This window comes from Pseudomonas sp. 2024-210 (assembly GCF_045062345.1).
GTDB lineage: Bacteria > Pseudomonadota > Gammaproteobacteria > Pseudomonadales > Pseudomonadaceae > Aquipseudomonas.
On record NZ_JBJGEJ010000001.1, the window covers coordinates 364613 to 380652 of the forward strand.

Sequence of the window (16040 nt, forward strand, 5' to 3'; positions counted from 1 at the left end):
TGACACACCGCATTGAATGGTTTTACGGTTGCTACGCAACCGGACGCGGCCTCGTGCTACTCGTCCGCTGCTACGCAGATGAGCGGTAAGGCTCTTAGCGTTCACGCAATGCCTCGCGGGCGCGGTTCATCGGCTTGATCAAATAGTCGAGCACGGTTTTACGCCCGGTCTTGATGTCCACCGAGGCAATCATGCCCGGCACGATGGAGAAGGTTTTACCGGCTTTGTTCTTCAATACGTCAGCATCTGTGCGGATAAAGACGCGGTAATAGAACACCTCGGGCTTGGCTTCGTCTTGAATGGTGTCAGGGGAAATGGTCACTACTTTGCCGTCCATCCCGCCATAAATGGCATAGTCGTAAGCGGTGATTTTGACCTTGGCCACTTGATCCGGGTGAATGAAGGCTATGTCGCGCGGAGACACGCGGGCTTCAATCAGCAACTGTTCATCCAGCGGCACAATTTGCATCAAGCGACCATTGGGCGGGATAACGCCACCAATGGTGGTGACTTCAATCCCTTTGACAATTCCGCGAACAGGCGAACGCAGGGTCAGGCGCGTCACTGAGTCGGAACGTCCGCGCATGATCGAAGACAGGGTCTCGACTTCAGCATTGGCTTTGGCCAACTCCTCACCGGCATGCACCATGTAATCAGAACGGGCCTGAGTCAGTTTCAACTCCAGCTCGGCCTTTTGCCGCTTGAGCCGCAACACTTCAACATTACTGGCAGCGCCCACCTTGGCCAGATTCTCGGTGATGTCCAGCTCACTGCGCACCAGCGCCAATGAAGAGCGAACCCCGGCCAGTGACTCTTCCAGCCCCTTGCGCCGCGTCGTATACAAGTCAGTTTCTGCACGCATCAACGCCGGAAAACGCTGAAGCTCGTCGGGAAAGCTCAAGGGTTTGCTATTCACTTCGGCTTGCAAGCGCACCACACTGGCCAGCGACGCCCGATATTTGGCGGCGCTCTCATCGAAGTTGGATTCGGTTTTGGTCGGGTCGAGTCGGGCAAGCACCTGGCCACTTTTAACGATGTCGCCTTCGCTCACGTTTAATTCGGTAACGATACCGCCCTCCAGCGATTGAATGATTTGCTCACGCGAGGTCGGGATGACTTTGCCGGTGCCGTTGGAGACTTCATCCACCTCAAAGAAATAAGCCCAGGCACCAAAGGCGGCGAGCAAGGCAAAGGCATACCAGACCACCCGCGTAGCCCGCACCACGATGCTTTCATCGACCCCATCGTGGTACGACCGATCGCTGTCGTCTTCACGGGCGAGTATCGGGATTTTTTTATGCTTGTTCATGGGCGCAATCCTCAGCCATGACGACAGGGGGTGAAGTCATCTTCATTGCGGCGCCTTTTGAGGTTTGGAAAGCCGCGTTATGGCATTTTCCTTGGTGTCATCCACGACGATCCTGCCGTTATCGACGACAATGATTCGGTTCACCAGACTCAGCACGCTCATGCGGTGTGTGGCGATGATCAAGGTGCGATGCGCGGCCCATTTGTCCAGGTTCTGAATAAGGCTGCGCTCGGTTGCTTCATCCAGTGAGGCCGTCGGTTCATCCAGCAGGACGATGTGCGGCTGGCGGATAATCAGACGTGACAACAGCAATGACTGGCGTTGCCCGCCCGACAGGCCAAAGCCACCTTCGAGGATCAAGTGGTCCATACCATTGGCGAACTTTGCGACAAAATCCGCCGCCCCCGTCACCGACAGTGCGTGGAGTATTTCTGCGTCGGTGGCATGGGGGGCGCCCATGATCAAGTTGTCTCGCAGGGTGCCGTGAAACAGCCGGGAGTTCTGCGTCAGCAGCCCCAGGTCTCGACGCACATCGGCCGGGTCGATATGGGCCAGTGCCACGCCGTCAAGGCTGATGCTACCGGCCTTGAGGTCTAGCATCCCGGCCAATGCCTGAAGCAAACTCGATTTACCCGCTCCATTGCGCCCTAGAATGGCGATGCGCTCACCCGGCTTGATCTTCAGATCAGCCACCAGCAAGGCGGGCGTTGGCGCGTCGTCGGCGTACTGAAACGCAGCCTGCGACAGCACATAATCGCCTCGCACCACCGGCAAATGCACACGTTTGCTGCCCTCGGCGTGATCCACTGGCAGTTCCATGATGTTGTTGAGGCTTTTAAGCGCAACTTTGGCTTGCTGCCAACGGGTCAGCACCTGGGTGAGCTGCGCCATCGGCGCCATCATGCGTGACGACAGAATCGACGCGGCCACCAGACTGCCGGTGGTCATGTCGCTGGCCATCACCAAAGGCGCACCGAACACGATCACCAGTGCAAATACCGAGCCTTGAACCGTGTTGCTCCAGTTGATCAGCCGGTTAGTCAGCAAGCGCAGGTGCAAATTGGCATCCGCACAACTGGCGTTGTAGTGGTTCCATTGCTGCTGGAAGCGCTGTTCGGCTTGCAGGGCCTTGATGTCGTCCAGCCCTTGCACGGTTTCAACCAGCATTGCGCTGCGCAGCGAGCTTTCGCGCATCGACTCATTGGCCATGCGCGCCAGTTTCTTTTGCGACAACAGCCCCGGAATCACCATAAACAGCACCGCCACCAAGGGCACCGCGACGAGGGGGCCAGCAATAAACCAGAAAATCACCAGAAACAGCAGGAAAAATGGCAAGTCCGCCAAGGCTGTGGCGGTACTGGAGGTGATCAGTTCACGCACCTGCTCCAGCTCTTTGAGCTGGGAAATAAACGAGCCGGTGGACTTGGGCCGTGCGCTGTTGCGCAGGCGAATGGCATGCCCGAAGACCAGATCCGAGACGCGCATGTCCGCGCGCTTGCCCAGCATGTCGGTGATTCGTACACGGGTCATGCGCATGATGAAATCGAAGAGCAACGCCAGCAGCACGCCGCCGAACAGCACATACAAGGTCGGCAGCGACTCGGCCGGGATCACCCGGTCATAGACCTGCATTGAAAACAGCACTCCGGCCAGCCCCAGTACGCTGGTCACCAGTGACGCCAGCATCACATAGCCGTACGGGCGCACATCACGCAGCACAATATTTTTGAACCAGTCCTTTTGGTAGCTCTTTATATAGTCATCAACGCGAGCATCGCGCACCGCGCGCATGGGTCGCAGAATCAGGATTTTACAGGCGTGCTCAATCAGATCCTGACGCGTGATGCGGCTCTGCAGCCCGGCATCACCGCTGTAGATGATGCCTAAATCATCGTCATCCCCCACGGTTTGCAGCACGCCGATCTGGCCATCATCCAGTTGCACGACCAACGGCATTTGCCGCTGCATCAGGGTCGTGGCCGAAAAGTCTGCAATTATGCAGTTGAGTCCGGCCTGGCGGGCCATCTGCCGCACCACGTCCTCGACCACCGTACCTTCGGTCCACTGCACCGCCAGCCGCACGGTTTGCGCCGAGCATTCCAGCCGATAATGCCGGGCCACCAGCAAAATGGCGTCCAGCCACACTTCGTAGTCCAGCGCGCAAGAGCGATTGAGCGTTGTTTGCGCAGTTTGTGCAGCGGCTTGCGTATCAGCCTCAAGCATCACGGCATCGTTCATGGTTGGATCTCCACGCCTTGTATCGCGCTGTTGTCCAGATGGAACGCCGTGCGCAGTCCACCGGTGTTGTAGAGGCAATCGATCTTCAGGCGCCGCAAGTCGGCGGAGGTATTTTCACGGTCCATGCGCGCCTGATGGATTTCCTGCTCGGCATTGAGCAGGTCCAACAGCGGCCGGGTTCCCAGCTCTAAATATTGCTGTTGGTACAAGTCTTTGGTTTCCGTGATGCTGCGCTCGCGAAAATCCAGCGTGGTGAGGCGCTGTGCCAGGCTCGAAATCTGATCCCGCGCCTCCAGCAACCCCTGCCGGACCGATAGCCGGGCCGCGTCGCTGGCGGCCTGAGCCGTACGCAAAGCCTGTTCGGCCGAAGCCTTGCGGGCGTTGATCGCACCGCCCTGATAGATCGGCACTTTCACATTGAGGAACACCCCGTAGCGGGTTCTGTCGCGCCCGCCCTGAATATCGCTGTCGTTGTTGTCCAGGTACTGCGTCAGTTCCGGGTCCAGCGACAGGGTGGGCAAGCCCTCCGCGCGGGCGTTGGCAATTTGCGCCACCGCATCGACCTGTTGCGATTGCGCGATCAACAGCGAAGGCGTTACCGCTTCGTCGGGCACTACACCCTGACAAGAATGCTCAAGCGTGTCGGGGAAACCCGGCGAGACATTGACGGTGGTTTGCGTGCCCAACAGGCTGGCCAAGGCACTGCGCCAGCGATTCAACTGCGCGGCGTATTGCAACTGCGTGGCAATGGCCGCTTCGACCCGCGAACGCGCTTGAAACAGGTCAGAACGGGTACTGGCCCCCATATCGCTGCGTTTTTTCGCCAGTTCTGCGATGGCCGAAACACCCTTGACCTGGTCCCGCGCCAGCACCTCCAGGGTTTGCGCCCGTTGCAGTTCAATCACCGCAAACGAAGTTTCGCGCGTGACCTGATCAATGGCCAAGAGGATGCCCGCCTGACTCCCACTGACACGGGCCCGGGCACTGTCGACGGAACTCGACACCTTGCCGAAGTCATACAGCATCTGCGACATCGACAGCGTAAAGGCCTGGCTTTGGCCATTACCGGAGACCCCGCTGTCATAACCCGAGCGCAGGCCGCCGCTGATTTGCGGGTAATAACCGGAACGGGCAATGGTCACGTTCTGGTTCTGTTGAAACAACTTGCCAATGGATTCGGCAATTGCCGGATGCCACTCCACCACCAACTGCACGGCGCGGTTCAGGTCGAGGGTGTCCGGGATTACATGTTGCGGTGGCACAGGCGCACTGACGCCCATGGGTCCACCCGGTAAATTCGTGTCCAGTTTGCTTGGACTGATGATGCTGACGCCCTGGGCGTCGTCGGAAAACGGTTTGGCCATGATCCGCTCTACGGGCAGCGGAACTACTGCGACTGCCACACACAAGGCAGATAAATGTCTGACCAGCGTTTTATGCCTCAAATCCAGCCCCCAGATGAGTGTTACCCGATAAAGGCTCACTCAGCGAAACAGCAAAGGGGTATCACATGCACGCCGGTTAAGGCCGATGCACACAACAACAGACCGGGGCTAATCCAGGCCCCGGGCCATCGTCGCAATACCGTTAATGCATCAATCCGGGCCTTTCGGCCCGGGTTAAGGGGTGCGACTTACACCACGGTGATGCCGCTCTGAACCCAAAGTTGATGGGTCTGATCTTCCGGACTGGTGTAGATCACGTACTCAAGACCGTTCTGTACCTGACTGACGCCAGACGACCAGTTGCCGGTCAGGTGGACGCTGTCTTGATCGTCACCCTGAATCACCAGACGATCTGCCTCGGGGCCTGTGATGGACACCAGGTCTTCGAGACTCAAGGTCAGGTCAACCGCGCTGACGTTATTCAGGTCGATGGTGTCAATGCCACTGACCTTGCCGATCAGATCGGTGAGGTTGATGGCCGCATCACTGCCCTCCCACAACAGTCCCTCAGTACCCGCGTCTGAAGCGACGTGGGCAAAGTCGGTAGCAGGATCGGTGTGATCAGCATTAGCAGCCTCATCCGTGGGTGTCCCGTCATCCGCAGCAATCGACTGTTCATCGAGCGCCAGTGATGCAACGGCCGGAGCATTCGTGGCCGGAGCCCCCGGGTTTGCATCGTCCCAGACAAGACCGCTGTCTGGCTTGTCCAGGCGAATGTACAGATCGGCCGTGTCGGACTCGCCTGTGGGTGAGGTGAGTTTGTAGGTGAAGTGATCCACCTGACCGATTTTGTCAGCCCCAAGTCCTTGGGTCGGGGTGTACGTGTATTTGCCATCGGCAAACAGGATCAGCGTGCCGAACTCACCGGCAACCACGGTGCCCGCCTGCCCTGGTATCACGTAGGCGCCGTTGGCGAAGACACTGAGGACCGTCAGTTCAGAGCCGAGTTTGTCCGGCCCGGCCAATGTATCGGTCAGCACGTTTCCGGTCGCTGCACTGGCTGGGCCAAACACGAGAGTCCCCGGATCTGTGATCGTGATTTTTTCATTCACGGTAACCGTACCGGCAGACAAGACAGAACCCGTTGTGGCCTTGAATCTATACGTCCCCGCTTCCAGCCCGGAAACCGTGGCCGGGTTACCCGTCAGCGTCCTGAAATCAGTCCAGACGTTGGGACTCGTTTCCTTCTGCACCACAAAGGTAGTGCCGCTGATCACCCCGACCCCGCCTAGCTGTGCCACAACATCGACGCTGGCTGTTTTACCTGCGGCCACCGTGAAACTGCCACCCTGACCAGAGCCACCAAAGACCAGCACGCCATAGTTAAAGGTTGCTGTTGATTCAACGGCTTGTGGTACCAGCGTAATAAGGGTGGTGCCCAAGTCATTATTGGCAACCGGAATCACTACGCCAGGTGCCGATGGATCAGCCGGGTTCCAGGTTATCTCTGCATTCGGCGTGTCTATGCGGATATAAAGCTTGGCTGTGGAGGAACCGGATGCATTGACCAGTTGATATTCGAAGGTATCAACCTGACCAATGCTGCCCAAGTTGCCGTTGGCGGTGTATTTGTAGCTGCCGTCAGCAGAGATCGTCAGTTGCCCATACTGCCCCTCCAGAACGGTACCGTTGGTATCGGGGTCGACAAACACACCGTTCACTTTGATCTGTAGCGTGACAGGGCCACCTGTACCTGGAACGTCCGGATTTCCGCCGATACCGGCATCTGTGATGACGTTCCCGATGATTGCTTCACCCGCTTCACCCGTGAAGTCGGTCAGGCTTTGCTCGGTGACACTGAGTTTGGCAACTGCACTGGCAACAACCGTCACCAGGTTAGGGTCAAGTTTGAAGGTGAAGCGGTACTGACCGGCTGCCAGGCCTTCCACTTTTGCCTCAGACGTACCACCAAACAAGCCCAGCAAATCAAGCAATCCGGAACCCGCACTGCCTTGGGCAACAGGCGACCAATTGCCGGCTGCATCTTTCACTTCAAGTTGAGCAGTCACCCCCCCGCCTAACAGCGAGAGCAAATCGCCCTGACCCGCAGACAAATTCAGTGTCCCTGAAGAGCCCGACGAGATAGTGAACTCTTGAACCTGTTCACTTTGCCCGACACCAATGACTCCACCGACGCCCAACACGGTATAAACGCGCATATCGTTAAGCAACTGGTTAGAAGACACCGGTTTGATAGTTACATCGGCAGTTGCTAGATCGTCATAAGCGACCGGATCAGCATCGGCATCGGCATCGGCGTCAGCATCGGCGTCAGCGTCAGCGTCAGCGTCAGCGTCAGCGTCAGCGTCAGCATCCGCATCCGCATCAGCGTCGGCATCAGCGTCGGCGTCGGCGTCAGCGTCAGCGTCGGCGTCGGCGTCGGCGTCGGCGTCGGCGTCGGCGTCGGCGTCGGCGTCAGCATCAGCGTCCGCATCGGCATCCGCGTCGGCATCCGCGTCGGCGTCGGCATCGGCATCGGCATCCGCATCCGCATCAGCATCCGCATCAGCGTCGGCGTCAGCGTCAGCGTCAGCGTCGGCATCGGCATCGGCATCGGCATCGGCGTCAGCATCAGCGTCGGCATCCGCATCCGCATCCGCATCCGCATCAGCGTCAGCGTCAGCGTCAGCGTCAGCGTCAGCGTCGGCATCAGCATCAGCATCCGCATCCGCATCCGCATCAGCGTCAGCATCCGCATCCGCATCAGCGTCGGCATCGGCATCGGCATCGGCATCGGCATCGGCATCAGCGTCAGCATCCGCATCAGCGTCGGCATCGGCATCGGCATCGGCGTCAGCGTCAGCATCAGCGTCGGCATCCGCATCCGCATCCGCATCCGCATCCGCATCCGCATCCGCATCCGCATCAGCGTCAGCATCCGCATCCGCATCCGCATCCGCATCAGCGTCGGCATCGGCATCGGCATCAGCGTCAGCATCGGCATCGGCATCGGCATCGGCATCGGCATCAGCATCAGCATCGGCATCCGCGTCGGCATCCGCGTCGGCATCGGCATCGGCATCGGCATCAGCATCAGCATCAGCGTCAGCATCCGCATCAGCGTCGGCATCCGCATCGGCATCGGCATCGGCGTCGGCATCGGCATCGGCATCGGCATCGGCGTCAACGTCAGCGTCAGCGTCAGCGTCAGCATCCGCGTCGGCATCGGCATCGGCATCGGCATCGGCATCGGCATCGGCATCAGCATCAGCATCGGCATCGGCATCAGCATCAGCATCAGCATCAGCATCAGCATCAGCATCAGCATCAGCATCAGCATCCGCATCAGCGTCAGCATCGGCATCGGCATCGGCATCGGCATCGGCATCAGCATCCGCATCAGCGTCAGCGTCGGCATCAGCGTCGGCATCGGCATCAGCATCAGCATCAGCGTCGGCATCTGCGTCAGCATCGGCATCGGCATCGGCATCGGCATCGGCATCGGCGTCAGCATCCGCATCCGCATCCGCATCAGCGTCGGCGTCAGCATCCGCATCCGCATCGGCATCAGCGTCTGTGTCATCAGTATCCGGTGCAGTTACATTCGCCGAGTTAGAGACGTTATCGGCGCGGTCAGTCAATGTGACATCCAGTACCTCGCCATTAACCTGAGCCGGGGTGAGGGGTATTTCAAAATTACCGTCAAAACCCACAACACCAATGCCAATCACAATGCCAGCAATGTTTTTGGCGGTGACGGTAGAACCTGGCTCACCCTGACCGGTCAGTAACATGCCATCTGCGCTGACAAGCAAGTCCGTGGGGGCATCGGGAGCGGTGTTGTCGGTGTAAATAACGCTGCTGACAGGGGACACGCCACCTGCCGTATTGGTCAATGTGACATCTACGCGATCCCCGGAGGTAAGAGCAGAACCGAAGGTAATCGTGAAGTTGCCATCGGTGCCCACGAAACCTGTACCGATCACAGTTCCCGCAGCATCCTTGACGATAACCAGGGTCTGAGGTTGCCCCTTGCCGGTCAGAGACAATCCATTCTGGGCCACGACCAGATCAGAAGGCGGCAAAGGACGGGGAGGCTCCACGCCCGGGCCACCTCCCAGTACAAGAAAACTGGTCGCCAGCGACTGGTTCAACGCGGCGTCTGTCAGTGTGGTGCCCGTTTGATCGCCGGCAATCTGCGCCGGGTTCAGGGTCACGGCAAAGTTGCCGTCGGCACCTACAGTGCCAGTGCCCAGTAAATTGCCGTTGTTGTCTCTGACGTGAACAGTGCTGCCCACTTCACCTTTGCCGGTGAAAGACACTCCGTCAGCCGCCAGTGCAAGCTCGGTCGGGGCATTAGGCGCCGTGGTATCGCCCGCCAACACGTTGGTGGCGGGCGACTCATTACCGGCACCATCTGTGAGGGTCACGTCAAGCGGTTGGCCGTTGGTCTGGGACGTGTCCAGTTTGACTGCAAAAGTGCCGTCGGCCGCCACAGTGCCTGTGCCGAGCACATTGCCAGCGGCATCTTTGACGGTGGCTGTCGTGCCTGGCTCGCCTTTGCCTGTGAGGGTCCCGCCATTAACGTTAACGGCTAGAACAGTCGGAGCGTCTGGGGCCGTAGTATCCCCCGCTGTCACCGGAGTGGACGACGATTGATTACCGGCCGCGTCAGTTTGTGTCACGTTGAGGGGCTGACCATTGGTCTGCGGGGCGTTGGGGATGACCGCAAAGGTGCCATCAGTGGCCACTGTGCCGGAGCCAATGACATTGCCAGCACTGTCTTTGACGGTGACTGATGCGCCGGGCTCACCCTTACCGGTGACGCTCAGGCCGTCGGTGCTGACGGCCAGTTCTGTCGGCGCATCAGGCGCCGTGGTATCGCCCGCCACCACAGTCGTGGGCACAGATTGATTGCCCGCAGCGTCGGTAAGGGTTACATCAAGGGGCTGGCCATTGGTTTGCGGGCTATTCGGGGTGACCGCAAAGGTGCCATCAGCGGCCACTGTGCCGTTGCCGATGACATTGCCAGCACTGTCTTTGACGGTGACTGACGCGCCGGGCTCACCTTTACCCGTCACGGTCAGGCCGTCGGTGCTGACGGCCAGTTCTGTCGGCGCATCAGGCGCCGTGGTATCGCCCGCTGTAACCTCACTGACAGGCGACTGATTGCCCGCACCATCGGTCAACGAGACCTCAAGCTTCTCGCCATTGGTCTTGGGCGGATCCAGATTGACCTGAAAATTGCCGTCCGTGCCGACAGTGCCTTTACCGATAACATTACCGGCGGCGTCCTTGACGGTGACTTGCGTACCGGCCTCACCTTTACCCGTTAAAAAAGTGCCATCCTTGCTGACTTCCAAACCGCTCGCGGCCGAGGGAGCCGTGGTATCGACGGGAGTGTCACCGCCACCTCCGCCACCTCCGCCGCCCCCACCGCCGCTAACAGCCGCAATTGCGCCGGCTGCGCCGAGCAAACTCAGCCCCCACACGACCCAATCCGGCACGCTGCTATCACCTGCAGCGGCCAGTGTCAGGTCATCGAGCCCGGAAATGGGGGTGTACGTGAAACCGCTATAAGGCGAGGAATATTGCGCCAACATCAAACTACCGTCAGCGTTCTCCAGCACCAACTGACTCTGTGCACCCTGCACGCCCAAGGTAAAGAAGTTCTGAACCGTTACCGTCTCGCCAGACTTAAGCACAACAACCAGGTCATTACCTATTTGCTGGGAAGACTGAATGCTTTCAGGGCCAAAGGGTAACTTTACAATGCTGGTGCCTTTTAAATTGACACTGCCCGCCGCTTCAGTCACCGCCCCCGTCGCCTTATCGACAACCATTATATTGTTCATATCCCACCTTTTTTCTTGGATTAATACGCGGCAAGCAAACGCACTATTAAAGTCAGCGCGAGCAAATACCCAGCGTCGGCGCTCGCACCGAGCCTTCGTTTAAAGAGTTAGAGATTGAGGCGTGAGAACAGCATTGACGTTTCAACCGACGCCAGCGGGCTCTTGTAGGCCTCTGGTTACGGCATCTCTGCGACTTTGCCTACTGGGCCGTTCAATGCATGCATGGGCGTCGAACAAGCACGTGGAGTTCTGCACCAAGAGCGGGCATAGCACCGTAGAGAGTAACGGCGCGACATAACCATTGAGTTGAGTCCATTCATTATCCATTCCGTTTAAACCTGTACTGCACGCGATGAAATCACGGGGGTAAAGAGTGTGAATTCACTGTGCAAGTAAACTGCACACAGAAAAGTTCTAACCATACTAGCCAGTTGAGTCTCAATATGAAAACGACGACGATCAGGTTTAAAAAAAACGGATTAAAACGCACACACACACTCAACATTCACTGCCAACGGTATTTGAACACAGTGCACACAGGGTGTTATTTAATGATAAGGCAACGCACATAGAACACTCACCCGAGCCCCCTCAAAGTTATTAAATAGCGTTATATACAAAGTACTACCGATGACGAAAAAGCCCTGTAATCATTGGGTTTGCCGCCATGGGTATTTAAATGCCTATAACCCACCCTTCAAGAGGTGTCATTTCGGCGTGAAATAGTGGGTATGGTAAGGGGGTGACGCGCAGCATGATCAGTGTAAAGCAGGGGCATTGTCATAGCTCAAGGTGAGCCGTCATGTGCCTTGCGAGTGATCAGGATGGGATACGCCCACCCTCCTGATCACTCGCTGTGACTTAGCGGGCCGGGGCTACGTTTAGCGGCGCGGCTACAGATTTGGGTTTACGAAACACCAGTACATTGCCCAGCATGACCAGCACCAGCCCCATCAATGCAGGTGCTGTCCACTGATAACCTTCAGCAAAGGCCGACACGTTCAGCGCCACCAACGGGAACAATACGGTGCAATACGCAGCCCTCTCCGGCCCCATGCGACCCACTAGGGTGAGGTAGGCGGTAAAGCCAATCACCGATCCCGGTACCACCAGATACAGCAATGAGCCCATGTAGCGCGCATTCCATTCCATCGTGAACGGGATGCCGCTCAGTGCGCAGTAAAGCGCCAGCATGCTTGCGCCATACAACATGCCCCATGCATTGGTGGTCAGAGGCCTGAGGCCGGCCTTTTGTTGAAGGCTGGACAGCATGTTGCCTGCTGAAAAACACATCGTGCCGAGCAATGCCAATCCCAACCCCAGCAACGTTTGAGGGGTGGCGGTGTGTGCGCTCAGTTCCGGCCAAAATAGAAATGCCAGTCCCAGCAAGCCCAGCGCACCGCCCAGCAATACGTTGCGGGCGATCTTTTGTTTGAAGAAGATCCGCGCGTTCAAGGCGTTCCACAGGGTGGCCGTGGAAAACACCACGGCAATCAAGCCGGTGGTGACCCACTGGCTGGCGGTCAGAAAACACATGAAGTTCACGCAAAACAGGCACACCCCCTGAGCCAGACAAATCAAGTGCCCGCGTCTGTTCATCACCTGCAATTTGCGGCTCAGCAATAACAGGGCGAACAACACCAGTGCAGCCAGCCCAAAGCGGTACACGATGGACACGGGAATGGCCACTTCGCCCAGTTGCAGCTTGAGCGCCAACCAAGTAGTGCCCCAAATCAACACGGTCAATAAGTACAAGGATAGGTTCATGGCACGCTCCTGAAGATGGCCTTCAGTGTGCGTCCTGCTCTGCACGCGCACTTGCAGATTCTTGCGCTTTTGTGGCGCCGGGGCTGGCAGTCGTGAGGCGAGGGAGTACGATGGCCTCATGCCCGTTTTCGATACCCTGCAAGTCTTTCAATCCATGAGCCGCTCGCCCAATGCTCGCCTTGAGCACTGTGCCGAGCTCGGTGACGGAATGGCTGCGGCCTTGTGGACCAACCACCACGACGCCCGCGATTATGAGGCGCCGAGTCATCACACCCTGTCTTGCTACATTTCGGGTGGCACCGGTACGTTTCGCCGCGACCAGCCCAGTGCCAAGGGCGCGCCGGGCAAGCTCTGCGTGTTGCCTGCCGAGCATCAGTCGGCGTGGGTCATCAATGGCGAAATTCGTTTGGCCCATGTGTATGTCAGTCAGGAGCAATTCGCGCTGGGGTGTATCAGCCTGCTGGATAAAGAGCCGCGTACCCTGCAACTGCGTGAGTTTACCTTTTTGGATGATGCGCGCCAGACTCAGCGGTTTCATCAACTGCTGACGTTGAACTGGAATGAACCGGGCGAGCGATTGCTCACCAGCAGCCTGGCCAGCGCCCTGCTCGATCATGCCCTGCTGACTCAGGTGGGGATGCGCAACGGGCTGCAACTCAAGGGTGGGCTGGCCGCCTGGCAACGCCGCCAGCTGGTGGAGCGCATTGAACATTCGTTGGCCGAGCCACTGAGCATTGGTCAACTGGCCGACCAGTGCGCGCTGTCGCCCTATCACTTTGCGCGCATGTTTCGAGAAAGCTTCGGTGTACCGCCGCATCAATACCTGCTAACGCGTCGACTGGCCCGCGCCCGCGAACTGCTGCGCAACAGCACCTTGGGTTTGGGAGACATCGCCTTGGCGTGCGGTTTTGCCAACGCCAGCCATTTTGCCAATCGCTTCAGGCAGAGCCTGGGCGCCACGCCGGGCGAGTACCGCGCGGCGTTCAAGCCATAAACCTGACTCTAAAACTCCAATGTGGTGGAAATGGACACCTGCCTTGCATCGCCCATGGAGACAAACATGCGGCTGGCCGCCGAGGTGTAATACACGCGGTTGAAGAGGTTTTTGACGTTGAGCTGTACCTTCACTTTTTGCCCTTCAACATGGGTGTCGTAGGTGGCAAACGCATCCGCCACGGTGTAGGCCGGCAATTCGAAATCGTTCAGCGCATCACCCGCGCGCTCACCCACATAACGCGCCCCGCCGCCCACGCGCAATGTGTCGCCACCGACCACATTGCCAAAGTCATACACCGCCGACAACGAGCCGCTGTTTTTCGCCACATTCTGCAAGCGCATGCCTTGATAGGTCGCGTCTTTGGTCACTTCGGCATCGGTGTAGGCATAGCTGCCGATCAGGCTCCACTGATCGCTCAACTGACCGCTGACATCCAGCTCCAGCCCCCGCGAACGCACCTGCCCGGCGGTTGAGTAGACGGTATCTTCACCCACCGTAGTCGACACCAGCACGTTGCGTTTTTTAATGTCGTAAAGGGCCACGGTGCCGGTGATGCGCCCCGGAATATCCAGCTTGGCGCCCAGCTCCCAAGACTTGGATTGCTCCGGGGCAATGGCCGAATCCAGCACCAGGCCACCGGTCAACGGCGCGATGGTGGAGTTGGGTTTGAACGACTCGGTGTAGCTGCCATAGAACGACAGCTCATCGGTGTAGCGGTACACCAGGCCGGCTCGCGGTATCCACTTCACACCGTTGGTGTCGGTGTTGGCCTTAAACGGAATACCTTTGCCCGCCAGTTGGTCGTACTTCTGAAAGCGCGCACCGGCCACCAGAATCCATTGATCGGTCAGATGGATCGAATCCTGGGCAAACAGTGAGTCGCTGCGCAGCAGATCGGTCTGATTGCTGTCACTGGCGCTCACCGTGGTGCCGGCCACTTCATTGCCGTACACCGGGTTCAGGTAGCTGAAGTTGGACGCGCTGTTTTGTCGAATCAATTCGGCGCGGTAGATTTTGCGGTACTCATCATCCACCCCGAACACCAGGTCATGCTGCATGCCGGCCGCTTGCACCTTGCCTTGCAGGCTGACGGTGGCGAAACGGTCGGTGGTGATGGCGCCTTGAGTGCCGTCCATTTTGCGGGTCAGAGTGCCCGTCGTCGGGTTGACCGCCGTGACTCGCACTTGACTGGCATCGTAGGTTTCGCGGTTCCAGCTGTAACCAAGGTGGGCGTTCCAGTCATCGTTAAGGTCGTGATCGACTTCAAGGCGGTACAGATCAGAACGTCCTTCCATGTTGTTGAACGGTTCATCGAGTCGGCGTGTGGCCGGAATATCCAGCGGGTGATTGGTGGCCGGGTTGATCGCCGTACCGCGATCGAAAGGGGTCAGAAATTCGCGGTGCTCGTACGCCAGCAGCACGTGTGTGTTATCGCCAAACCAGGCCAGCGACGGGGCGATCAGGGTTTCGCGGTGCAGGCCGAAATTGCGCCAGTAGTCTTCATCCTCGTGGTCGATGATCATCCGGTAAGCCAGCCCCGAATCGCCCAAGGGGCCGGTGCTGTCCAGGCTGCCGCCGCTGCCGTTTTTGCCCGAGCCGTAAGTTGAGCCACGCACGGTCAGCGCGTTGTACTGCTCAAGTTGCGGTTTTTTACTGACCACGTTCACTACGCCCCCCGGATCTTGAATGCCGTAAAGCAGCGAGGCTGGCCCTTTAAGCACTTCAACGCGTTCCGTGGCGGCATTCAATGCCCGCCCCTGCACCAGCGGCATGCCATCGCGCATGATCGAACCGTCACGGTTGTCGCCGAAACCGCGTTTCATCACCGAGTCCTGAGTACCGCCCAATGTGTTGCCCTGGGTGATGCCACTGATATTGTTCAGCGCATCATCCAGATTGCGCGGCGCTTGATCGCGAATCACCTGTGCCGCGACCACGTTGATGGTCTGCGGGACTTCCATGGACGAACCGGTGCCACGCATCACCGATGACACGGCGGGTGGCTGGTAGCGGGTGTCGATGGAGGTCTGCGAAATGATGCTGGTAGCCCCCAGGTTCAGTGCACCGACAGTGGGCAAGGGTTCGAGCGCAAAGGTATTGGCGTCCGTGCGTCGGGCATTGAAGCCTGTCAGTGCAAGCAACTGCTGCAAGGCGTTGTCAGCTGTCATGCGGCCCTTGACCGACGGCGCTTGCAGGCCAAGGGGCGCTTGATCGGTGTAGACCACGCTGAGTCCCGTCAAACGACTGAAATCGTTCAAGGCCTGCGGCAAGTGTTTGGCCGCCAGATTGAAATCAAAAAGCGCACTGGCTTGTTGTAGCGGCGCCTCGCCCGCCATTGCCACGTACAGCGGGTTCAGCGCCAACCCGGCCATCACGAGTGCCGAAGCCCCCAACCACTGTTTCACTGAACTTGCCCTGCACTTCATGCTCATGACCTGTGTGCGACTCGATACGGAATACGAATTTTTCGCATTTTCAAGCACTACACG

General features: G+C 58.4%; 7 protein-coding genes. 1 reads left to right on the forward strand and 6 read right to left on the reverse strand.

Annotation, left to right across the window (positions count from 1 at the left end; genetic code table 11):
• Positions 1-94 precede the first annotated feature (94 nt).
• From ACI7MX_RS01685 to ACI7MX_RS01705, 5 genes are all read right to left on the reverse strand, one after another.
• Entirely contained in the window at positions 95-1309 is a 1215-nt protein-coding gene (locus ACI7MX_RS01685; RefSeq protein WP_405588749.1) for an HlyD family efflux transporter periplasmic adaptor subunit, read from the reverse strand.
• A gap of 42 nt (positions 1310-1351) precedes the next feature.
• A complete protein-coding gene (locus tag ACI7MX_RS01690; RefSeq protein ID WP_405588746.1) occupies positions 1352-3547 on the reverse strand; it encodes a type I secretion system permease/ATPase in 2196 nt (731 codons plus the stop codon).
• On the reverse strand, positions 3544-4911 hold the full coding sequence (locus ACI7MX_RS01695; RefSeq protein ID WP_405588743.1) for a TolC family outer membrane protein: 1368 nt from the start codon (positions 4909-4911) through the stop codon (positions 3544-3546). Before ACI7MX_RS01695 ends, ACI7MX_RS01690 begins: the two co-directional genes overlap by 4 nt.
• 269 nt (positions 4912-5180) lie before the next feature.
• Positions 5181-10787 carry a BapA/Bap/LapF family large adhesin gene (locus ACI7MX_RS01700; RefSeq protein WP_405634545.1) on the reverse strand — a complete coding sequence of 1869 codons (5607 nt, stop codon included), beginning with the start codon at positions 10785-10787 and terminating at the stop codon, positions 5181-5183.
• A gap of 861 nt (positions 10788-11648) precedes the next feature.
• Complete coding sequence (locus tag ACI7MX_RS01705) at positions 11649-12554, reverse strand: DMT family transporter (RefSeq protein ID WP_314485507.1); 906 nt, start codon at positions 12552-12554, stop codon at positions 11649-11651.
• A gap of 118 nt (positions 12555-12672) precedes the next feature.
• On the opposite strand from ACI7MX_RS01705, the gene ACI7MX_RS01710 reads away from it, so the two are divergent.
• On the forward strand, positions 12673-13548 hold the full coding sequence (locus ACI7MX_RS01710) for a helix-turn-helix domain-containing protein (RefSeq protein WP_405588736.1): 876 nt from the start codon (positions 12673-12675) through the stop codon (positions 13546-13548).
• Between the two features lie 8 nt (positions 13549-13556).
• Here the strand turns inward: ACI7MX_RS01710 and ACI7MX_RS01715 are convergent, their stop codons facing one another.
• Positions 13557-15977 carry a TonB-dependent siderophore receptor gene (locus tag ACI7MX_RS01715; RefSeq protein ID WP_405588734.1) on the reverse strand — a complete coding sequence of 807 codons (2421 nt, stop codon included), beginning with the start codon at positions 15975-15977 and terminating at the stop codon, positions 13557-13559.
• Positions 15978-16040: the final 63 nt, after the last annotated feature.